This window comes from Streptomyces sp. NPDC005761 (assembly GCF_040630635.1).
Classification (GTDB): Bacteria; Actinomycetota; Actinomycetes; order Streptomycetales; family Streptomycetaceae; genus Streptomyces.
Map to the genome: position 1 here is coordinate 220,284 of NZ_JBEXXX010000002.1, position 21,271 is coordinate 241,554.

A 21,271-nucleotide genomic window follows, 5' to 3' on the forward strand; every position below is an offset into this window, starting at 1 on the left:
GTGGAGGGCGGACGTGGCTCGGTGGTGGAACGCTTCTCCTCCCCTGGGGCACGGGCGCTCGTGGCGAACCGATCTGACCTGGGGGTTCATGAGATCTGGGGGTTTACCTTCACTTCCTCATGCTTGCGGGGGAATCGGGTCGTGTGGGTGGTTCGCCGATGCGGCGATGGGCAGCTTTGATCTTGCGACGTCGTGACCATCACCGGGGCGGTCGGCCAACTGGCCCGGGTTCGGAGTGACTTTCGGTTCCTGGAGGAATAGACATGGCAAGCATCCGTACCGCTCGTGCCCTCGCCGTTGTTGCCGCCCTGCCTCTGGCCGCAGTTCTCTTCAGCGGTGTGGCCCAGGCCGACAACGGCTCGTTCGCGAACGACGGATCGAACGCGGGCGTGGCCACGATCAGCGGCAGCGGGGTCGGCGGGGACAACTTCGGGAATTCGTCCACCTCGCAGCAGCAGGCCACCGGTTCCGGAGCGTCGAACCAGAGCAACTCCGCGCAGGTGAACGGCTCGGCGTTCACGGACATCGATCAGTCCACGCACAACCTGGCGGTGAACTTCACCAACCTCTGGTGATCCGGGCTGCCGTGGCCCGGTCGGGGGGTCGGGTCACGGCGGGGAGCAACAGCGGCCTGCGTGCCGCCACTGCGGTGGCGGACGCGGGCCGTTGGGCCTTCGGGGTCGTGCGGGAGGAGGGAAGCGGGAGGAGGGAAGCGGGAGGAGGTAGGCGGGAGGAGGTAAGCGGTGGAAGGAAGGGGGCGTAGGAGGAAGGGGGCGGTAGGAGGAAGGCGGGAGGTAGGCGGGAGGTAGGCGGAGGGGGCTGGGAAGCGGGAACGGGATCCGGGATCCGGGCAGGCGGGGCTGTCCGGTGCCTTGACAGCCGAGCGGAATCTGACGGACAGTCAGAAACTCTGATCGGAAACCCTGATTCTTGTGCCGTTCCCGGGAGGCAGTCGCCGTGCATCTGGCCCCGACCGAGCGCCAGCAGGAGCTGCGCGCCGAACTCCGCGCCTACTTCGGCGAAGTGATGCCCGCGGGCGGTGGCCGCGCCGCCCCCGCAGCCCAGGGACCGGACGCACAGCGGCGGCTGCTGCGTCGTATCGGGGCGGACGGGATGCTCGGTCTCGGCTGGCCCGTCGAATACGGGGGACAGGGGCGCGGCGCGGATGAACAGTTCGTGTTCTTCGACGAGGCCTACCGGGCCGGTGCCCCGGTCTCCATGGTCACCCTCAACACGGTCGGTCCGACGCTCATGAAGTACGGGACCGAGGCGCAGAAGGAGTACTTCCTGCCGCGCATCCTGGCCGGCGAGCTCGTCTTCGCCATCGGCTACAGCGAGCCGGAGGCGGGTACCGACCTTGCCGCGTTGCGCACCAGGGCCGTACGCGACGGGGACTCGTGGGTCATCGACGGACAGAAGATCTTCACCAGCAACGCGCAGAACGCTGACTGGATATGGCTCGCCTGCCGTACGGATCCGGATGTGCCGAAGCACCGGGGCATCTCGATCGTTCTCGTACCGACGGATGCGCCGGGCTTCACCTGGACGCCCATCGAGACGGTGGGCGGGCTGACCACGACCGCCACCTACTACGACGGCGTGCGGGTGCCCGCGACCGCCCTGGTCGGAGCGGAGAACGGCGGCTGGGGGCTGATCACCAGCCAGCTGAACCATGAACGGGTGGCGCTCGCCGCGATCGGCATGCAGGCCGAGGATTTCTACGAGGAGGCGCTCGACTTCGCCCGCACGCCCGACCCGGCGACCGGGCGGCGGCCGGCCGACGAGCCGTGGGTCCGCTCCCGGCTGGCCGAGGCGTGCGCCCGCCTGGCGGCGACACGCCTGCTCAACTGGCGTCTGGTGGGGGCTGTGGGAGCGGGAGCACTGGCTCCCGGCGATGCGAGCGGCGTGAAGTTCGCGGGGACCGAGAGCGCCGTGGAGGTGTATCGCATCTGCCAGGAGGTGACGGGCGACGCCGGAATGATCCGGGGTGCTTCTCCCGGTTCCTTCGGGGACGGGGAGCTGGAGCGGATGAACCGGGCGGCACAGATCAACACCTTCGGGGGCGGGGTGAGCGAGGTGCAGCGGGAGATCGTCGCGACGATGCGGCTCGGAATGGCGAGGGGTAAGCGGTGACGGGCGGGGAGGGCGTCCGGGACGAGCTGTACGAGCGGCTCAGGGCGTACGAGGGCCGTCCGGCGGCCACGGAGGGGATCGGCAAGGACCGGGTCAACGAACCGATGATCAGGCACTGGTGCGAGGCGATGGGGGATGCGCACCCTGCATACGGGGGATCCGACGCCGTCGCCCCGCCGACGATGCTCCAGGCCTGGACGATGGGCGGGCTGTCGGGGCACACGGACCGGAGCGGGGCCTACGACGAACTGTTCGGACTCCTCGACGGGGCCGGGTACACCTCCGTGGTCGCGACCGACAGCGAGCAGGAGTACCTGTGTCCCCTGCGGCCCGGTGACCGGATCACCTTCGACGCGGTGATCGAGGCGGTGTCGGAGCGCAAGACGACGAAGCTGGGGACGGGGTACTTCGTCACCACACGCATGGACGTCCGGGCCCAGGGCGAACCCGCCGGGACGCACCGCTTCCGCATCCTCAAATACCGCCCCGCGAAGCCGACACCGAGCCCGACACCACCGAAGCCGAAGCCGAAGCCGAAGCCGAAGCCGAATGCGAAGGCGAATGCGAAGTCGGACGGAAGCCTGCTGCGGTCCAGGCCCGTGGTCAACCGGGACAACGCCGGATTCTGGGAGGGCGTCCAAGCCCACCGGCTGCTGATCCAGCGCTGCACGGCCTGCGGCACGAAGCGTTTTCCCTGGTTGCCCGGGTGCAACGCCTGCGGGTCGCCCGAGTGGGACACGGTCGAGGCCTCGGGTGAGGGCACCGTCTTCAGCCACGTCGTGATGCACCACCCCCCGTTCCCCGCATTCAGCGAGAACGGCGAAGGCGGGCCGTACGCGGTGGCTCTGATCGAGCTTGCGGAGGGCGTCCGGATGGTCAGCAACGTCGTCGGCGTGCCCTTCGACAAGGTTCGGGTGGGCATGCCGGTGCGGCTGGAGTTCATGCGGGCGGACCAGGAATTGATTCTTCCTGTCTTCCGGGGAAGTGAGGGCTGACATGGATTTCACGCCGAGCGAGGAACAGGCTGCGGCGCAGGGGCTGGCTGCCCGGATCTTCGGGGACCTGTCGACGCACGACCGTCTGGTGGCGGCCGGCAGCGGTACGGACGCCGGGCTCTGGAAGGAACTCTGCGCGGCCGGACTGCCGGGCGCCGTCGAGGAGACCGGCCTCCTGGGGCTGGTGCTGCTGGCGGAGGAGCAGGGCCGCACGACCGCGCAAGTGCCTTTCGTGGCGAGTTGTGTGTACGGGATCCTCGCCGTCGCCGAGCACGGTACGGACGAACAGTGTGGACGCCTGCTGGCACCGTTCCGGGACGGTACGGCTGTGGCGGCGGGGGCGTTCCCGGCCTGCGGCACCGTGCAGGCGGAGACACGAGAAGGTCTGAGTGCGGCCGTGGTCCCGGAGGCAGGCGGAGGCCGGAGTACCGCCGTGGTCCCGGAGGCAGGCGGAGGCCGGGGTGTCACCGTGGCCCCGGGGCCGGGAGGAGCTCTGGGTGCCGTCACGGACGCCGAAGCGCGCGGTGACCGGAGTGCGGTCACGCACCCCGAAGCGCGCGGTGGCCAGAGTGCCGCCACGGACGCCGAGGCAGACGGAGGTGTGAGTGCCGCCGTGCACGTGGAGCCGGGTGGGTGGCTGAACGGGAGTGTTCCTCTGGTTCCGTGGCTGCGCGATGCCACCCACGTCCTGGTCGCGGCCGAGGACCGGACCTTGTGGATCGTGCGGACCGCGGACCCCGGGGTGGCGACGGAACCCGTGGAGACCACGGCCCCCTGGTCGGCCGGGCGGCTCGTGCTGGCGGGAGCACCCGCGGAACGGCTGGGCGGACCGGAGGCGTACGAGGAGGTGCTGGCCACTGCCCGGACGGCGTTCGCCGGAGTGCAGGCGGGGGTGTGTGCCGGCTCGCTGGCCCGGGCGGTCGAACACACCGGCACACGCGTGCAGTTCGGGCGCCCCCTCTCGACGAATCAGGCGGTACTGCTGCGGGCAGCCGACGCGTACATGGACACCGAGGCGATCCGCGTCACGGCGTACGAGGCGGCATGGCGGCACGACGAGGGGCTGCCGTACGGGGAGCAGGCGCTCAACGCGGCGTGGTGGGCGTCCGAGGCCGGAAGGCGCGTCGTCCACGCGGGCCAGCATCTGCACGGCGGCACCGGTGCCGACCTCGACCATCCCGTACACCGCCACTTCCTCTGGGGGCGTCAGCTCGACGCCCATCTCGGCGGCAGCGGCACGGTACTTCAGGAACTCGGTGAGCTACTGGTGAAGGAGGGACCGAAGTGAAGGCCGGTGAGGAACTGGCACCGCTGGAGATCGCGGTGACCCGCACACTGATCGTGGCGGGCGCGATCGCCTCCCGCGACTACCAGGACGTGCACCACGACACGGAGCTGGCGCGGGAGAAGGGGTCCCCGGACATCTTCATGAACATCCTGACGACCAACGGCCTGGTCGGGCGGTACGTCACTGACCGGTTCGGGCCCTCCGCCGTGCTCAGGCGGGTTGCCATCAGGCTCGGTGTCCCCAACTATCCGGGCGACACGATGGTGTTGAGCGGAACGGTCACCTCGGTGACCGACGACGGGACGGCGGAGGTGTCGGTCGTCGGCGTCAACGGGATCGGCAGACATGTGACCGGCACGGTGACCGTCGCTCTCCCGGAGGGGTCCGCATGAGCGTGCGCAGGTCCGATTCGCTCGGTGGGAAGGCGGCGGTGGCGGGGATCGGAGCGACGGAGTTCTCCAAGGCCTCGGGCCGCAGCGAACTCAAACTGGCCGTCGAGGCGGTACACGCGGCGCTCGACGACGCGGGGCTCGCGCCCGCCGATGTCGATGGACTGGTCACCTTCACCATGGACACCAGCCCCGAGATCACCGTCGCCCAGGCGGCCGGCATCGGGGAGCTGTCGTTCTTCTCGCGCATCCACTACGGCGGCGGTGCCGCCTGTGCCACGGTCCAGCAGGCGGCACTCGCCGTGGCCTGCGGGGTGGCCGACGTGGTCGTCTGCTACCGGGCCTTCAACGAGCGGTCGGGGCGCCGCTTCGGCTCCGGGGTCCAGGAGCGGGAGCCCACGGCCGAGGGAACCGCCCTCGGCTGGAACCTTCCCTTCGGGCTGCTGACGCCCGCCTCCTGGGTGGCCATGGCGGCTCAGCGGTACCTGCACACGTACGGACTGACGCCGGAGGCCTTCGGGCATGTCGCGGTCACCGACCGGCGCCATGCGGCCAGCAACCCGGCGGCGTACTTCTACGGGAAGCCGATCACCCTCGCCGACCATGCGGATTCCCGCTGGATCGTCGAACCCCTGCGGCTGCTCGACTGCTGTCAGGAGACCGATGGCGGGCAGGCGATCGTCGTCACCAGTGCGGAACGGGCCCGCGACCTGCGGCAGCCGCCCGCGGTGATCGTCGCGGCCGCCCAGGGCGCGGGGCGGGCGCAGGAGCAGATGACGAGCTTCTACCGCGACGATCTGACCGGGCTGCCGGAGATGGGCGTCGTCGCGCGCCAGCTGTGGCGCAGCTCGGGCCTGGCCCCCGCCGATATCGACGTGGCGATCCTCTATGACCACTTCACCCCGTTCGTCCTGATGCAGCTGGAGGAGTTCGGCTTCTGCGGGCCGGGTGAGGCCGCGGACTTCGTGGCCGCCGACGCCCTGCCCCTGAACACCCACGGCGGTCAGCTGGGGGAGGCCTATCTGCACGGGATGAACGGCATCGCGGAGGCGGTGCGCCAGGTCCGGGGGACCTCGGTGAACCAGATACCCGGAGCGGGCACCTCCCTGGTCACGGCAGGCACGGGGGTGCCGACCTCGGGTCTCGTGCTGGGCCGGACGGGGTGAGCGGCGACGGGCCGGGCCCGTGGAGGAAGAGCCGGGGGCCCGGTTCGGCGGTCTCGGGGGCGACCCTGAGGACAGAAGGAGTGCCACCTCCACCTACAGGAGGTGGAGGTGGCCCTACCCCTACACCCTGAGGCGGACGCCGTTTAGGGACCTGGGGGCGATCCCCGCGGGGGCGCCCGCTCCTAGCGTGGAGTTATGACCACGCCAGTCTGCACGGGCGCCTCCAGGGGAGCCGCTGCCACCACCTCGGCCGTCCCGCGGAGCCATGCGGTCCCACGCGCCCATGCCACCACGCGCACCCCGGTAACCGCGCGTTCGACGCACGGCGCACGCGCGCCGTACGTTCCGTATCCGTCGTTCACGTCCTTCGTGCAGGCCCGCGGTCCGGTGCTGCTGCGTGCCGCCCGCTCGCTCACCGCGAATCCCAGCGACGCCGAGGACCTGCTGCAGACCGCGCTGACCAAGACGTACGTCGCCTGGGAGCGGATCGAGGACCACCGGGCGCTCGACGGCTATGTCCGCAGGGCTCTGCTGAACACGCGTACGTCGCAGTGGCGCAAGCGCAAGGTCGACGAGTTCGCCTGCGACGAGCTGCCGGAACAGGAGAGCGTGCCCGGGCCCGACCCGGCCGAGCAGCAGACGCTGCACGACGCCATGTGGCGTGCCGTGCTGAAGCTCCCCGACCGTCAGCGGGCGATGGTCGTCCTGCGGTACTACGAGGACCTCAGCGAGGCGCAGACCGCCGAGGTGCTCGGGGTGTCCATCGGCACGGTCAAGAGCGCGGTGTCCCGGGCGCTCGGCAAACTGCGCCAGGATCCTGAGCTGGCGCCCGTCCGCTGACCCGACTGCCCCCCCCGCGACGGACGGACGTGCGACCGCTGGCCCTGGGCCCGGTGGGTGTGCGACCGCTGGCCCTGGGCCCGGTGGGTGTGCGACCGATGGCCCTGGGCCGGGTGGGCGTGCGAGGGCCTGCTGCGTGATCGGCGGGTCGCCTTGGGCCGTGCACGCCGCGCGGACATATCGCTGACCTGCATGTCACGGACATGTCGAGGAGCACTTTCCAGTCTGCCCGGCTGGTGTGAATTTGCCGGACGACACCGATTCGTTCCCCCGGGAGTAGTGACATACCGAGCGGTATGTGCGCAGAATCAGCGGAACCTTACTGCCGCGTAGCGCCCACCGGGAGGACGCCGTGCTCAGCACCATGCAGGACGTACCGCTGACTGTCACCCGCATCCTGAGCCATGGGATGACCATCCACGGGAAGTCGCAGGTCACGACCTGGACCGGAGAGCCCGAGCCGCAGCGGCGGAGTTTCGCCGAGGTCGGCCGGCGGGCCACCCAGCTCGCCCACGCCCTGCACGACGAACTCGGCATCGACGGTGACCAGCGCGTCGCCACACTCATGTGGAACAACGCCGAACACGTGGAGGCGTACCTCGCCATCCCGTCGATGGGCGCCGTGCTCCACACCCTCAACCTGCGGCTTCCCGCCGAGCAGCTGGTCTGGGTCGTCAAGCACGCCGACGACAAGGTCGTCATCGTCAACGGTTCCCTGCTGCCGCTCCTCGCCCCGCTGCTCCCCCAGCTGACCTCGCTGGAGCACGTGGTCGTCGCGGGTCCCGGTGACCGCTCCCTCCTGGACGGCGCCGCGGTGCGGGTGCACGAGTACGAGGAACTGATCTCCGGCCGTCCCACCAGCTACGACTGGCCAGAGCTGGACGAGCGCCAGGCAGCCGCCATGTGCTACACCTCCGGCACCACCGGGGACCCCAAGGGGGTCGTCTACTCCCACCGTTCGATCTACCTGCACTCCATGCAGGTCAACATGTCCGAGTCGATGGGCCTCACGGACCGGGACACCACTCTGGTGGTCGTGCCCCAGTTCCACGTCAACGCCTGGGGACTGCCGCACGCCACGTTCATGTCCGGCGTCAACATGCTGATGCCGGACCGCTTCCTGCAGCCCGCCCCGCTCGCCGACATGATCGAGCGCGAACGGCCGAGCCACGCCGCGGCCGTCCCCACCATCTGGCAGGGGCTGCTCGCCGAGGTCACGGCCAATCCGCGCGACCTCACCTCGCTGGGCAACGTCACCATCGGCGGTGCGGCCTGTCCGCCCTCCCTCATGGAGGCGTACGACAAGCTCGGCGTCCGCCTCTGCCACGCCTGGGGCATGACGGAGACCTCGCCGCTCGGCACCATGGCCAACCCGCCCGCCGGGCTGACCGAGGAGCAGGAGTGGCCCTACCGCATCACACAGGGCCGCTTCCCGGCCGGTGTCGAGGCGCGGCTGGTCGGTCCCGCCGGCGAACACCTGTCGTGGGACGGCGAGTCCGCAGGTGAACTGGAGGTACGCGGTGCCTGGATCGCCGGTGCGTACTACGGCGGGGCCGACGGGGAGGCGCTGCGGCCCGAGGACAAGTTCAGCGAGGACGGCTGGCTGAAGACCGGCGACGTCGGCGTGATCAGCCCCGACGGCTTCCTCACGCTCACGGACAGGGCCAAGGACGTCATCAAGTCCGGTGGCGAATGGATCTCCAGTGTCGAGCTGGAGAACGCACTGATGGCGCACCCGGACGTGGCCGAGGCCGCGGTCGTGGCAGTCCCCGACGACAGGTGGGGCGAGCGACCGCTCGCGACCGTCGTCCTCAAGGAGGGTGCCACCGCCGACTACGAGGCGCTGAAGGCGTTCCTCGCCGAGTCCGGCATCGCCAAGTGGCAGCTGCCGGAGCGCTGGTCGGTCATCGCGTCCGTTCCGAAGACGAGCGTCGGGAAGTTCGACAAGAAGGTCATCCGCAAGCAGTACGCGGCGGGCGAGCTGGACATCACCCAGCTCTGAACCCAGGACCCACGGACATGACGAGGGCGGTACGGGATCACCCGTACCGCCCTCGTCATGTCCGTGCTCCGCCGCCGGAGGCGGTCAGTTCGTGCCGATCTTCGCGAGCAGGTCGACGATGCGGGACTGCACCTCGTCGCTCGTCGAGCGCTCGGCCAGGAAGAGGACCGTCTCGCCCGAACTCAGCTTCGGCAGCTCCGAGGGATCCATGCCGGCCGAGGTGTACACGACCAGTGGGGTGCGGTTCAGCTGGCCGTTGGCGCGCAGCCAGTCGACGATGCCGGCGCGGCGGCGGCGTACCTGCATCAGGTCCATCACCACCAGGTTCGGCCGCATCCGGGTCGCGAGCGAGACCGCCTCGCTGTCCGTCGCGGCGCAGGCGACCTGCATGCCGCGCCGCTCCAGCGTCTGCGTGAGCGCGATCGCGATCTCCTCGTGCTCCTCGATCAACAGGACGCGCGGCGGGTGCTGTTCGCTGTCGCGCGGGGCGAGGGCCTTCAGGAGCACGGCGGGGTCGGCGCCGTACGCGGCCTCCCGCGAGGCCTGTCCCAGACCTGCGGTCACCAGCACCGGCACCTCGGCAGCCACCGCCGCCTGGCGCAGCGACTGCAGGGCCTTGCGGGTGATGGGGCCGGTCAGCGGGTCCACGAAGAGCGCGGCGGGGAACGCCGCGATCTGCGCGTCGACCTCTTCGCGCGAGTGCACGATCACCGGCCGGTAGCCGCGGTCGCTCAGTGCCTGCTGGGTCGGGACGTCGGGGGCCGGCCAGACCAGGAGCCGTCGCGGGTTGTCCAGCGGCTCCGGGGGCAGTTCGTCGTCGACGGGCTGCGGGGACGGGCGGTTGGCGACCTCGACGGCGCCGCCGGGTCCGTCCAGGGGCTCCGGTCCCTCGACGGCGCCCTCGTCGGGCGCCCCGATCGCGTACGCGCGTCCTTCGGCCGCCGGAGCGGCGAGCAACTGCCCCGAACCCTGGCCCTGCACGGTGCCTCCGGTGCCCGTCTGCGGGGCGGGCGGCTGCGGGACGGTGGCGGGCGGCGTGGCGGCCGGCAGGGCGGCGCGTTCGTTGCGGTCACCCTCGGGCGGCGCGGCGAGCTTGCGGCGCCGCCCGGCCCCGCCCGCCCCGCCGAGCGTCTGGTTCTGCTGGTGGGCGAGGTGCTGGGCGAACGGCACGCCCTGCCCCAGCGTCCGCACACTGAACGCGCGCCCCTGTGTCGAGTCCGGCGACCCGGGCATGGGCGCCTCGGCGGGCAGCGGCTGGCGCCGGGCGTCCGGACCCTGCGAGAGCGTCCGCGGACGGCTTCCGTCAGGGGCGGGCAGGTCCGCCGGGCCGGCCTGGTCCGCAACGCCGTCAGCGCCCTCGGGAGCGGAACCGCGGGCGTTGCCGGCCGCGGTCGTGCCGGTGGTGTGAGTGGTCGGGCCCGGCGCGGGCAGGACGGGGCCACCGTCGGGCCCTTCCGGGGCGGCGAAGCCCTGCCCCGTCGTGTCGTCCGCGCCCCAGCCGCCGGGCTGTGCGGGCGGGGACGGCTGGTCGGAGGGGCCTACCGGTCCGCCCTGAGGCTCCAGCGGAGGCTGAGGGGCGTCGGCGTGCCTGGCGCGCCGCCGCCCGGTCGGGATCGGGTGTGCCTGCGGCGGGGTGTGGTCGTGCTCCGGCGCGGCGGAGACCGCGTCATGGCGCCCGGGCGGCGAAGCGTCCGCTTCACCGGCGAGGGGAGGCACCCGGTCGGCGTCCGCCGGCGGGAGCGCGAAGGGGACGCGCGGGCCCGCCTCGGCCTGGGCGGCCCGGTCCTGGGCGGCCGAGAGTGCGCGCCGGGCACGACGGCCGGTCGGCTGCTGGGCGGGCGCACCGGCCTGTGCCTGCTCGTGCGGCGACTGTCCGTGCGTCCGGGCGGTTCCGTCCTGGCCGGCGAAGGCCGCAGGGCCCGCGGCCTCCACGGTGGCGCCGGCGGCCGGGAGCGCCAGCTGGTTCTCGCCGCCCCGGTGCGTCCGCTGCCCGCCTGCCGGCACCGGCACCGGCGCCTCGGCCGGAACACCCTGCGGCGGGACGGTCTGACCGCGCTGCGGGCGGCCGCCTGCCCCCTGCGCGCCCTCGGCAGCCGTCACCACGGATCCCTCCGAAGGCGCGGGCGCCGCGGGCAGGGCGAGAGCCTGGCCCGGCCCCTGCTGCCCGGCACCGGCCGGGCCACCAGTCTCGGCCGGGCTGGGCCGGCCGCGCCTGCGGCCGGAGCCGCTTCCCTGCGGGGCGGGAACGAGTTCGTGCGGGCCCACCGCATCGGGCGCGGGCGCGTTCGCGGATGCTTCGACGGACTCGGGCGCGGGGGGAGCCCCCGCCTCCCGGCGCGCACGCCGGCGCCCGGTCGGCTCGACCGCCCCGGTGTCGGCCGCCCCGAGCTCGCCGGTGCCGTCGGAGCCGCCGACGGGGGCCTCCAGGAAGGCATCCGTGGAGCCCCGGCGCGCCCGGCGTCCACGCCTGCCGCCCTCGGGGACCGCGAGATCACTCGACGCCCCGGCATCGCCCACGGCCTCGGGGACCGGCGGGACCACGGCGGCCTCGGGGGCATGCGGAACCATGGCGGCCTCGGGGGCCATCGGGGGCATCACGGTCCCCGCACCCGCGCCGAGCGGGACTTCGAGTACGTACGCGCTGCCGCTCATCCCCGGCATCTCGTGCGTCTGGAGCACGCCGCCGTGCGCCCGCACGATCCCGCGCACGATCGGCTCGTGCACCGGGTCCCCGCCGGCGAACGGGCCGCGCACCTCGATGCGTACGACGTCACCGCGCTGTGCCGCTGCCACGACGATCGTCGAGTCGACGTACCCGCCACCCGGCACCAGCCGGGCCTTGCCGGTCGAGTCGACCCCGGCGACGTCCGCGACCAGATGCGCGAGCGCGGTCACCAGCCGTCCCGCGTCGACCTCGGCCTCGATCGGAGGGGCGTGCACGGCGAACTGGGCACGTCCGGGGCCGATCAGCTCGACGGCGGCGTCGATGCCGGCGGTCACCACGCCGTCGAGCAGCACGTTCGTCTTGACGAGCGCCTCGGAACCGCCGTCCAGGCGCTGGTAGCTCAGCACGTTGTCGACGAGCGTCGTCATCCGGGCATAGCCCGCGGCCAGGTGGTGCAGGATCTGGTTCGCCTCGGGCCACAGCTGGCCGGCCGGGTCGGCGGCGAGCACGGACAGCTCACCGCGCAGTTCCTCCAGCGGCCCGCGCAGCGACTCGCCGAGCACGGCGGTCAGCTGGGTGTGCCGGGCGGACAGGTCGGCCAGCCGCTCGGCCTGCTCCTCCAGCTCGGAGGCGTACCGCTCGGTGCGGTCCGCCAGTTCGGCCGCGTGCTGTTCCGTCAGTCCGGTGACTTCGGCGGTGTGCCGCTCGGTGAGGTCCTTGAGCTCCGCGGTGTGGCTCGCGGTCAGCTCGGCGACCTCGCTCCTGCGCTTCTTGTCGAGCTCCTCGTACGGCCGGCGGTCGGTGAACGTCATGACCGCGCCGACCAGCTGGTCGCCGTCCCGCACGGGCGCGGTGGTCAGGTCGACGGGCACCTGCGCACCGCTCTTGGACCACAGGACCTGCCCGCGCACCCGGTGCTTGCGCCCCGACTTGAGGGTGTCGGCCAGCGGCGACTCCTCGTACGGGAACGGTTCGCCTTCGGCCCGTGAGTGCAGGATCAGGGGGTGCAGCTCCTGGCCGCCCAGGTCGGTGGCGCGGAAGCCGAGGATCTGGGCGGCGGCGGGATTGACGAGCACGACACGGCCGTCCGTGTCCGTGCCGACGACGCCCTCGGACGCGGCCCGCAGGATCATCTCGGTCTGGCGCTGCGACCGGGCCAGCTCGGCCTCGGTGTCGACGGTGCCCGACAGGTCGCGCACGACGAGCATCAGCAGCTCGTCACCCGTATAGCTGCCGCCGTAGGAGCTCTGGACGTCGGTGTACGCCGCCTGCCCGTCCTCCAGGCTGGCGCTGGTCACCTCGACGGGGTACTCGACGCCGTCGGTACGCCGCGCGGTCATCCGCGTGGGCTTGGTCCGGCCCCGCTCGTCCGCAGCCTCCGGCCTTCGCATCGACCCCGGGATCAGCTTGGAGTCGAACTCCGGCAGCAGATCGAGCAGTCCGCGACCGACGAGCGCGGTGCCCGGCGTCTCGAACATTTCGAGGGCGATGGTGTTGGCGTTGACGACCGTACCGTTGCAGTTGACGAGCAGAAGCCCGTCCGGCAGGGCGTCGAGTATGGCTGCGAGGCGAGCAGCGCCTCGAGATGGCCTGCTGCTCACGACGACGCTTCCTCCCTGATTACTGCACCTTGCCGACAGCGGGCCCCATCTTGCCCCTCGGGCCTCAGGCTGTCACTGGAGGAGTCTAAAGGCAGGGGAGGGGCAAGGGGCGGCGGATGAGGGGGAGCTCTCACCAAGGTTCTGTGCATACGGTGTACGACTCTGGCCCATTACGTGCCCCGCGGGCGGCCCGGGAACGGGTGCAGCCGCAGCTCACCGGACGTTCGGGAGCACCGGCCGCAGGCTGTTCCAGCGGCCGATCTCGCATCCGTTGGTCCGCTCGAACGAGGAGTCGATGCTTCGCCCCTCCCAGGTCCCGGTGATCCGGGCGGTGGCCCCGCCGCCGAACTGCTGCGTGCACATCGCGCTCCGGGACACCGGCGCGAACGGATCCGCGCTCTCGCCCGGAAGCTGCGCCAGCCGGTCGCAGGCCTGCTGCGCCACGGGGTGGGTGCCGCCGGCCGGGTCGCAGTCCAGCTCGTACGTTCCGTCGGCTTCCGGGTTCCCCGACCCGGAGACGACCACGGTGAGATGCGTGCCGGCCTCGTCGTTCTGCAGCACGGGCAGCGGCAACGGCAACGGAAGGGGACCGGCCACGGCCGTTGCCGCGGGGGCCGCGGCGGACAGCGCGGCCAGCGACACGACGGCGGTGAGGACGAGACGGCGCATCATGCGGGCTCCTGTGGTCGTACGTGTCGCCGGCACCGGCCGGCGACGAGGAAGGCGAAGGGCGGGCGCCCCGCCATGACTAACGCTCCGCACGCCACGGCGTTGCGCAACCGGAGGCGCTTTGCTCTCGCGGCCGACTGCCTAGTACCGTAGGCATCGATTGGTGACGCAACGCTCAGCTGTGTCATCATCTGCACGCACCACCCGCGCTTGCGCGGGGTGTGCTGGAGGCGTCGCCTAGTCCGGTCTATGGCGCCGCACTGCTAATGCGGTTTGGGTCTTAAAGCCCATCGAGGGTTCAAATCCCTCCGCCTCCGCTTGAACACCGAAGCCCCGTGCCACTGGCCGGGGCTTCGGTCGTTCCCGGGGTCCGGGGCTACCTGGGCCGGTCCGGAAGGGAGCGGGAGGGAAGCCTGGGCTGAGCCGATCGAGGGTGCCCCGAACCGGTGATCTCGCAGCTCAGCAGCGGTGCGGCCAATGGATTTCGCGTCACGGCGCAGGTCATGTAATGTTGTTCTCGCAACGCCGACGGGGCAGAAAAAAGCCCGGGAAGCACAAGCACTCGTAGCTTAACGGATAGAGCATCTGACTACGGATCAGAAGGTTGCAGGTTCGAATCCTGCCGAGTGCACAGCAGGTCAGAGGCCCTCAGGAGAAATCCTGAGGGCCTCTCGCTTATGTCCTGACGGCAGTGGAGGCGGTCCCGCCTCCTGCCTTCGTGGCTGACCTTCGGTCCAGCAACAGCGACCACCACGCACAGGGGAATCGTTCCAAACGCGTCTGCAGAATGTCATGACTCCGTCACCGCCACGCCCCCGGCGCCATCCCGCCCTCACCATGTGCCTACTCGCATCACGCCAGGGGGGACCATGCGCATCCGTACCATCACCGCGGCCATCGCCGCCGTACTCGCCTTCACCGTCGTCGGTTGCAGCAGCGACAACGACAGCGACAGCAAGGACGACACCACCAGGAGCAGCGCGCCCGAGGCTTCGAGCAGTGCGGACGACAGTGACACCGGCGCGGACGACAGTGGCGCCGCCAAGGACACCGGCCTTCCGCCCGAGCCCACCGGCGCCGAGCGGGACGCCGTCCTTGCGGCCGTCATGGACGTCAACAGCAAGCTCACCCAAGACGAGGACAAGGCCATCGACGCGGCTCGCAACCAGTGCGCGGCCCTCGACGGCGGTGCCACGAACACGGACCACACGGCCGCGCAGCGGTTCTCCTACGACGGCATCACGCTGACCGATGACGACGGCAACCACCTCAACATCGGGCTGCGCAAGACGCTCTGTCCCGCATCCTGACGTCGACGGGCCGTGGGGGCAGGCCGGGCGGCAGCCCAGGGGCCCTCAGGCGAAATCCGGAGGGCCCATCGCTTCCTGGCAGCCTCAGCTCAGTTGCTCGGCCAGTCCGACGATGATGCCCTCCGGACCACGGACGTAGCAGAGCAGATAGCTGTCCTCGAACCGGGCGATCTCGCCGAGGAGTTCGGCGCCGTGAGGGCGCAGGCGGGCGACGGTGTCCTCGATGTCGTCGACGGCGAACATGACGCGGTGCGTGCCGAGGATGTTGTGCGGCCGATTGCGTGGCCCTTCGCTGGTGGCCTTGGGGGTCCGATACTTCGCCAGCTCGAGCCGGCTGTGACCGTCCGGGGTCCGGACCATCGCGATGTCGCAGCGGACGCCGTCGAGTCCGGTGCACTGGTCGGCGACGAGGCCCTCGACCGTCGCCCTGCCCTCCAGTTCCATACCGAGCTCCACGAAGTACGCGACGGCGGCGTCCAGGTCCTCGACGACGATGCCGACATTGTCCATCCGCTGAATCGCCATGCTGGCTTCTCCTTCTTCGCTGTACGGCCGGTGGATCTCTGTACGGCCGGTGGCGGCCCCTGACGCTCCTGGGACGGAGCCGGTGGCACGTTCTCGACATCCCCGGATCGCCGGACTCCGAATAGTCCGGGTCGCTCCTGGGACGAGGTTCGTCCGGATGGACACACGTCGATGCTCGGCGCCGAAGGCTGCGGAGCCGAGGCGGTGCACGTGGACGCGACGCCCGTACGCTTCGACGCGGCCATCCCCGGTGAACTGCTTGCGCGCCCTACCTGGCGCAACCGCCGAGGTCGGACCCGCGCTCTCAAGTACGTGGTGGACGGGCGGCTCGAGAGCGCGGTCAGCCTTCACGGGTTCTACCGTCTGACTCCCGAGGGCGCCGCGGAGCCGGCGGTCGTCGCCGGCAGCCCTGCCCCCTGAGTCCGGCACATGGGGCGGACCTCTCCGATCAGAGCGAGGAGGGGAGTTGTTCGCGCACCCATGAAGGATCGGGGTTGGTGTGGGACCGGCCGGTCACGACGACGGTCGGCACGGTTTCGTTGCCCTCGTTGGCTGCCCTCACCGCTGCCGCTCCATCCGGGTCCTGCCAGATGTTGACCCAATGCAGTTGGCGGGAGCGACGGCCCAACCGGAAGCGCAGGCGAAGGCAGTATGTGCAGCCCGGACGCCAGTAGACGATCGGCCGGCCGTCGACCGCGCCACGGCGTTGGGCCTCCGGCGCACTGAGGGACATCGGGAAGACCAGGGGCGAGTGCATGACCGCGAGCAGCACGAACATCAGCAGGAGTGCCGCACCTTCACCGGGGCTTCCGCTGAGGACCAATCCGGTCGCGACGAACAAGCCGCAGAGGGCGAACAGTGCCGACAGGGTCCAAGTGCGCATCATGAGGGCGCAGGCTATCGGCGAGCCGGACCACATCTCGAACCAGCCCGCTCACGAGGGCGCTCGACGCAAGCCGGAACCCGGAGTTGGGAGCGATGTGCGCGCGTGCGCACGCCGCCGAGGTCGCCTCGGCCGCATCCGTCACGTCTACTTCACTCCCAACTCCCGCCGTGCTGATCAGGACGGGTCAGAGGATGGCGTTGTACGTGTTCCAGCCGCCGCCGATCCTGGTGCGGGCGGTGAAGGGGGTTGAGGCGTTGTCGGTGCCTTGTACAGCCACAGGACGCCGGCCGCGTCGCGTGCGACGAGATCGGTCTTCCGATCCTGGGTCAGGTCCCCGACGACGGAGACGGCGTTGTACGTGTTCCAGCCGCCGCCGATGCGGGTGCGGGCGGTGAAGGGAGCTGAGGCGTTGCCCGTGCCCTTGTACAGCCAGAGTGCGCCGGCCCTGTCTCTTGCCAGCACATCGGGCTTGCCGTCGTTCGTCAGATCAGCGGATCCCGCGAGTTGGCTGTAGGTGTTCCAGCCGCCGCCGATCCTGGTGCGGGCGGTGAAGGGAGCTGAGGCGTTGCCCGTGCCCTTGTAGAGCCAGAGGACGCCGGCCGCGTCCTTGGCCAGGAGGTCGGTGTTCTGGTCACCGTTGAGGTCGCCACCCCCGGTGATCACGTTGTAGACCTGCCAGCCGGCCCCGACCGGTGTGCGGTGCGAGAACTGCGACGAGGTGAACGTGCGGTGGTAGTACCAGAGATGACCGGTGCTGTCGCGGCCGACGACGTCTCCGCGGCCTCGGAGCTCAGCTGCGGAAGCGGTGCCGCCACGGTCGTAGCGGAGATCTTCGGTGACCGGGGAGAGTTTGGTCAGCGCGTTGTAGGTATTCCAACCGGAACCGACGGTGCCCCTGCCGTAGAAGGGCACCGAAGCCCTTCCGGAGCCCTGGTAGTTCCGGAGCTTCCCGGTGTTGTCGCGTGCCAACAGCCGGTGGTTGAGCCGCGGGAGTTCTCCGCTCATGGCGAAAGCACCCTGAGTGGAGAACTCATCCCATAGAGGCGGCCACTCATCGGTGTAGATGTTGTAGCGCGTATTCATCTCGAAGCGCCAGGCGTCGAGGCCGGACGCTGCTGTCACTGTGTAGTCGATGGTCTGCTCACCAGGGCTCACGTGGCAGAGCAGTGCGCCGCCACCGATGGTGCCGAGGCCGGCGCCGCAGTCCACGCCCGCGCTGGTAGCGAGATTGCTCAGCTTGACCTTGCTGGTGAGGTCTCGTGAAGGTTGTCCATCGGCCGAATCGATGCCGACTCGGAGCTGGCCTTCATCAGCCACCTGGAGGCGCAGCCTGTGGCGGGCCGAGCCCCCCCCGCAGCCAGGGTAGGCGTCTCGAACTCCACCTTGTTCACAGCTGCGTGGGCGGGTGTTTTGACGGTCAGGCTGCCCATCCCCGAGGTGATGCTGGTCAGTCCGCCTGCCGTCTGTGCGGTCTTGATGCCTTCGGTCAGATCACCACCGCTCGGTACAAATGCATATCCGAAGTACGCAGTCGAGTCCGGTGCGTCGGGTGCGACACGGAATGCGATGCCAACCGGCGGGTAGGAGGGCGTAGCCGGGCAGCGATAGACCGCAGTGAACCCGCCAAGTTCGACACACTTGTTACGTATATCAACCACGTCGCCGGTGATTCGGGTGACGCCCGCAGGGAGGCCGGCCCCATCGCCGTCAGTACTGGTCAACGGTTTGGTGGAGAAGGCGTAAATGAGATCCCCGTCGACGTCATCGCCTACGTTCCACGCGTTCGCATACCAGGTGGAATTCGGAGGACTGACAACGTCGCCCTCAAAATAATGCGGTCCGGCGGCGGCGGTGGCAGTTGGTCCGGCTGCGACCAGCCCGCCGGTGAGGGTGATGGCCGCCGCACAAAGGGACACCACGCGACTGTGGCGGATGGACAAAAAGGTCTCCATGAGAGGAAGAAGGAGAAATCTCCGGGGGCGTGGCATACCTCTTGATCGCCCCCGCGTGAGTCTCCTCCGCGTGATCGTTGGGCACAAGACCTTCACGTTCTGTCGTGCGGGTGGGGCAGGGGTGGAGGGCAGTACGCCGCGTGCACGGTGAGGGTGCCGCCCGCCCCCGATGCTCCGTGGATCGTCACGCGTTCCTCGTCTCCGGCGGCGATCGGCTCCTCGCAGCGGTCGCACGTCAGGGGAGCGACCTGATCGTTCGCGCAGGAGCGGCAGCTGCGCGGAAACCAGCGGACCTGTGATCCGTGCGCCTCGGTCAGTCGAGGACCGAGGTCGCGGACCGCTCCGGTATGCAGGCTGGTGCCGCAGAAGACGCAGTGCACGCCCCGCTGCTGCTGGGCGGACAGCTCGGAGATCGGCGGCAGGGTGACGAGCCGCCTGTCGGGCGGCGGGTCCGGGGTGGAAGGATGGCGCATGGTCGGTCTCCTGGTGATCTCAGGGTTCTGACTGGCCCCGGCCATATGGAGGTACGAACTCCGGTCCGGGGCCTTTCTGTTGCTGGTGGCGTCGCCACTTGACGGCAAATTTATGGGACCCCCATAATGCAAGTCAAGCGGCACGCCCGATCCGAAGGAACGGGATGGCCGAGACAGAGAGCGAAGGGCCGGTCGAAAGGGAGGAGGTGCAGCGTGTCTTCGATGGCCTGGACGCCGTCGAGTCGATGGAGGACTCGCTAGAGAAGGCGCAGATCATCAGCCGCCTGCTCAGAGACCAGACCGAGCGCACCAAGAGGTTGAAGGAACATCGCCGGAGGATCGTGCTGCGTCTGCGGTCGCAGAAGGTGACGTACCGGGCGATCGCCGAGAGCCTGGGGGTTTCGATCGGAACCGTGCAGGACATCGAGCGGGGCTATTCCGGATCAGGGAAGAACCGACCCAAGAAGAACCCCGAGACCTCGGCCGAATAGCAGAACGGCCGAGCGGTGTAGAGACCGCCCGGCCGTGGTGACCAGCGGATGATCACTCCGCCGATCCGAAATCCACCCTGAACAGAAGGATTCGCGCTCGATCGTAGGGCCGGTGCCGGTGTGGTGACCACTCCCGCGCCCGTGAGCCGTCCGAGACCGCTCCGCCCCCCTGTGATTCCCGTTTGCTTCCAGCGGCCCGACGGCCGCCCCTCACCCCACGGAATGTGATGCGCCCTCCCACCGGCGCGGCTTCGTGCTGCGCTTCTCCGTCATGCCCGGATCCGGCATGGACCCCCGTTCCCCGCCTCCTTCAGGAGCTCGGCACGACGTCCTCCAGGCGCGCCCGGCCGCGTGCGTGGCTCCGGGCCGTCGTGTGGCTCGTCGAGGCGGGGCTGCACCGGCGGGCGGGGGCGACGACGCTGGCCGTCGCGCGGGATCTGGCCGGGCGGATGGACTACCGGCTCGGGTTCGTCCTGTACGACCTGGAGGGCACGGCTGCCCGCTGCGGGGTGTCGGTGGCGACGGTGAAGCGGCACGTCCGGGTGTTACGGGAGCTGGGCGCGCTGGTGTGGCGGCGGCACGGGACGAAGCGGAACCTGCGTCTGCCCGGCCGCCGGTACGCGGGCACGGCGACGGTCTACGCGGCGACGGTCCCGGCGGTGTACGACGCGGCGATGGGCCACCGCCTCGAGGGTTCCGGCTACGGGGCGCGCGTGTGCGGGGTGACGGACGCGGGCCGGGACCGTGCGGTCGAGGCCGTGCGGGCGGGCGCGGGGGCCGTGGGCAACCCGCCTGTGGAGAACCGCAGTTCAGGCGTGCGTGCGCCCCATTCTTCCGGGCCCCACCACGACGTACGCAAGGCTGATGTGAGTGGGAAGGTGAACTACACCCCGCGCAGGCGCGCGACCCCCGGCCGTGCGGCGCGTCGGTCCCCGCTCCAGGTCGCCCGGGACATCGCGATCGCCCGGCAGGTGCGGCCGCTCGTCGACTGGACCCAGCGCGAGGGCCTGCGCCGCCTCGCGTACGCGCTGCGCCCGCTCATCGACCGGGGCCTCGACGCACGCGCCGTCGCGGGTGAGCTCTGCGGCCTGTCCGCCGGATGGCGCCCGGCCCGCCCGGCGGCCTGGATCACCGCCGCTCTGCGGCGGGACCGGGAGGAACCGGTGGCTCATGGGCGTACGGACCCGCCCGAGAAGTTCCACCGCGCCGTGGCCGATACGCGGGAGCCTTGGGCCCTGGTGGGTGCCGACGACCCCTCGCGCGGCATCGAAGGGCTGTCCCGTGGCGAGGTCGTCCGGTTGCGCTCGGCGGCTGCTAGGGACCCCGGGCTGGTGCTCGCGGCCCTGGAGCACCTCGGTGAGCGGGACACGCGCCGGCTGTACACGAACCGGCTCGTCGACGAGGTGGTGCTGCACGAGTTCACCGGGGCCCGCAGGGGGCGGACCGGCCCTCGTCGTGACCGTGACCTCGTGTGACCGGTGGGACCGGTGGGACCGCGAGAGGATCCTCACACCACACCACACCGACGGAGACGAGGAAGAACTCATGAAGAGACAAACCCCGCGCAGCGCCACGGCCTTGAACGCGGCAGGCGCGACCTGCGCCGTCATAGGCGTTCTGTTGTGGCTGCGCAGCCGGACCGGCGCGGGGCCCACGCTGACCCTGTACCGATCCACGGACTTCGAGGGCTCCAAGCCGTCGGCCTGGCGGCTGTGGTCGCCGCTCCTGCCCGAGGAGCGTCTGGGCATGTACCTCCTTGCGGCGGCGCTGGTGCTGGCTCTGGCAGCGCGCCTGGTCGCCACCTGGCGTGAATGACCGCGCCGGACAGACGTTCCCGGCAGTGGGACCGGCCGGTGCGGTCTGCCCGCAGGGGCGTGCCCGGCGGT

Annotated in this window: 20 protein-coding genes and 2 tRNA genes; 15 read left to right on the forward strand and 7 right to left on the reverse strand. The window is 70.7% G+C overall.

Annotation, left to right across the window (positions count from 1 at the left end):
- The first annotated feature begins 263 nt into the window (after window positions 1–263).
- The 8 genes from ABZ434_RS03170 (at window position 264) to ABZ434_RS03205 (ending at window position 8,813) form a co-directional block, all read left to right on the forward strand.
- Window positions 264–575 carry a hypothetical protein gene (locus ABZ434_RS03170; RefSeq protein ID WP_359131703.1) on the forward strand — a complete coding sequence of 104 codons (312 nt, stop codon included), beginning with the start codon at window positions 264–266 and terminating at the stop codon, window positions 573–575.
- Window positions 576–957: 382 nt separating this feature from the next.
- Complete coding sequence (locus tag ABZ434_RS03175) at window positions 958–2,133, forward strand: acyl-CoA dehydrogenase family protein (protein WP_359131705.1); 1,176 nt, start codon at window positions 958–960, stop codon at window positions 2,131–2,133.
- A complete protein-coding gene (locus ABZ434_RS03180) occupies window positions 2,130–3,128 on the forward strand; it encodes a bifunctional MaoC family dehydratase N-terminal/OB-fold nucleic acid binding domain-containing protein (RefSeq protein ID WP_359131707.1) in 999 nt (332 codons plus the stop codon). The genes ABZ434_RS03175 and ABZ434_RS03180 overlap by 4 nt, the downstream gene beginning before the upstream one ends.
- A 1-nt stretch (window position 3,129) precedes the next feature.
- On the forward strand, window positions 3,130–4,416 hold the full coding sequence (locus ABZ434_RS03185; RefSeq protein WP_359131709.1) for an acyl-CoA dehydrogenase family protein: 1,287 nt from the start codon (window positions 3,130–3,132) through the stop codon (window positions 4,414–4,416).
- Entirely contained in the window at window positions 4,413–4,808 is a 396-nt protein-coding gene (locus ABZ434_RS03190; protein ID WP_359131711.1) for a MaoC family dehydratase, read from the forward strand. Before ABZ434_RS03185 ends, ABZ434_RS03190 begins: the two co-directional genes overlap by 4 nt.
- Window positions 4,805–5,971, forward strand: coding sequence for a lipid-transfer protein (locus ABZ434_RS03195; protein WP_359131713.1), 1,167 nt, complete (start codon window positions 4,805–4,807; stop codon window positions 5,969–5,971). Before ABZ434_RS03190 ends, ABZ434_RS03195 begins: the two co-directional genes overlap by 4 nt.
- Before the next feature lie 195 nt (window positions 5,972–6,166).
- The gene (locus ABZ434_RS03200; RefSeq protein WP_359131714.1) at window positions 6,167–6,811 is read left to right on the forward strand and encodes a SigE family RNA polymerase sigma factor; all 645 of its coding nucleotides are present in this window, start codon (window positions 6,167–6,169) and stop codon (window positions 6,809–6,811) included.
- A gap of 352 nt (window positions 6,812–7,163) precedes the next feature.
- Window positions 7,164–8,813 (forward strand): long-chain fatty acid--CoA ligase, encoded by a 1,650-nt coding sequence (locus tag ABZ434_RS03205; RefSeq protein ID WP_359131715.1) that lies wholly within the window; start codon window positions 7,164–7,166, stop codon window positions 8,811–8,813.
- Window positions 8,814–8,897: 84 nt separating this feature from the next.
- Here the strand turns inward: ABZ434_RS03205 and ABZ434_RS03210 are convergent, their stop codons facing one another.
- Both ABZ434_RS03210 and ABZ434_RS03215 read right to left on the reverse strand, forming a co-directional pair.
- Window positions 8,898–13,079, reverse strand: coding sequence for a PAS domain-containing protein (locus ABZ434_RS03210; protein WP_359131717.1), 4,182 nt, complete (start codon window positions 13,077–13,079; stop codon window positions 8,898–8,900).
- A gap of 213 nt (window positions 13,080–13,292) precedes the next feature.
- Window positions 13,293–13,751 carry an SSI family serine proteinase inhibitor gene (locus tag ABZ434_RS03215; protein WP_359131718.1) on the reverse strand — a complete coding sequence of 153 codons (459 nt, stop codon included), beginning with the start codon at window positions 13,749–13,751 and terminating at the stop codon, window positions 13,293–13,295.
- Between the two features lie 223 nt (window positions 13,752–13,974).
- Here ABZ434_RS03215 and ABZ434_RS03220 point away from each other — a divergent pair.
- The 3 genes from ABZ434_RS03220 to ABZ434_RS03230 all read left to right on the forward strand — a co-directional run bounded on the left by ABZ434_RS03220 (window position 13,975) and on the right by ABZ434_RS03230 (window position 15,058).
- Window positions 13,975–14,065: transfer RNA gene (locus ABZ434_RS03220), tRNA-Ser, on the forward strand.
- Window positions 14,066–14,306: 241 nt separating this feature from the next.
- A tRNA-Arg gene (locus ABZ434_RS03225) sits at window positions 14,307–14,379 on the forward strand.
- Between the two features lie 238 nt (window positions 14,380–14,617).
- Window positions 14,618–15,058, forward strand: coding sequence for a hypothetical protein (locus tag ABZ434_RS03230; RefSeq protein WP_359131719.1), 441 nt, complete (start codon window positions 14,618–14,620; stop codon window positions 15,056–15,058).
- 84 nt (window positions 15,059–15,142) lie between these two features.
- On the opposite strand, the gene ABZ434_RS03235 is transcribed toward ABZ434_RS03230, so the two are convergent.
- Complete coding sequence (locus ABZ434_RS03235) at window positions 15,143–15,583, reverse strand: VOC family protein (RefSeq protein ID WP_359131721.1); 441 nt, start codon at window positions 15,581–15,583, stop codon at window positions 15,143–15,145.
- A gap of 171 nt (window positions 15,584–15,754) precedes the next feature.
- On the opposite strand from ABZ434_RS03235, the gene ABZ434_RS03240 reads away from it, so the two are divergent.
- Window positions 15,755–16,003 carry a hypothetical protein gene (locus ABZ434_RS03240; RefSeq protein WP_359131723.1) on the forward strand — a complete coding sequence of 83 codons (249 nt, stop codon included), beginning with the start codon at window positions 15,755–15,757 and terminating at the stop codon, window positions 16,001–16,003.
- Window positions 16,004–16,031: 28 nt separating this feature from the next.
- Here the strand turns inward: ABZ434_RS03240 and ABZ434_RS03245 are convergent, their stop codons facing one another.
- From ABZ434_RS03245 to ABZ434_RS03260, 4 genes are all read right to left on the reverse strand, one after another.
- Window positions 16,032–16,469 (reverse strand): glutaredoxin domain-containing protein, encoded by a 438-nt coding sequence (locus ABZ434_RS03245; protein WP_359131724.1) that lies wholly within the window; start codon window positions 16,467–16,469, stop codon window positions 16,032–16,034.
- A 174-nt stretch (window positions 16,470–16,643) separates the two neighbouring features.
- Window positions 16,644–17,678: a VCBS repeat-containing protein gene (locus ABZ434_RS03250; protein WP_359131725.1), complete on the reverse strand. Its 1,035-nt coding sequence runs from the start codon at window positions 17,676–17,678 to the stop codon at window positions 16,644–16,646.
- A 23-nt stretch (window positions 17,679–17,701) separates the two neighbouring features.
- Window positions 17,702–18,421: a hypothetical protein gene (locus ABZ434_RS03255; RefSeq protein ID WP_359131726.1), complete on the reverse strand. Its 720-nt coding sequence runs from the start codon at window positions 18,419–18,421 to the stop codon at window positions 17,702–17,704.
- 92 nt (window positions 18,422–18,513) lie between these two features.
- On the reverse strand, window positions 18,514–18,894 hold the full coding sequence (locus ABZ434_RS03260) for a hypothetical protein (protein WP_359131728.1): 381 nt from the start codon (window positions 18,892–18,894) through the stop codon (window positions 18,514–18,516).
- Between the two features lie 164 nt (window positions 18,895–19,058).
- On the opposite strand from ABZ434_RS03260, the gene ABZ434_RS03265 reads away from it, so the two are divergent.
- The 3 genes from ABZ434_RS03265 to ABZ434_RS03275 all read left to right on the forward strand — a co-directional run bounded on the left by ABZ434_RS03265 (window position 19,059) and on the right by ABZ434_RS03275 (window position 21,200).
- Window positions 19,059–19,385 (forward strand): helix-turn-helix domain-containing protein, encoded by a 327-nt coding sequence (locus tag ABZ434_RS03265; RefSeq protein ID WP_359131729.1) that lies wholly within the window; start codon window positions 19,059–19,061, stop codon window positions 19,383–19,385.
- 371 nt (window positions 19,386–19,756) lie between these two features.
- On the forward strand, window positions 19,757–20,860 hold the full coding sequence (locus ABZ434_RS03270; protein ID WP_359131730.1) for a cell wall protein: 1,104 nt from the start codon (window positions 19,757–19,759) through the stop codon (window positions 20,858–20,860).
- A 70-nt stretch (window positions 20,861–20,930) separates the two neighbouring features.
- The gene (locus tag ABZ434_RS03275; protein ID WP_359131731.1) at window positions 20,931–21,200 is read left to right on the forward strand and encodes a hypothetical protein; all 270 of its coding nucleotides are present in this window, start codon (window positions 20,931–20,933) and stop codon (window positions 21,198–21,200) included.
- Window positions 21,201–21,271: the final 71 nt, after the last annotated feature.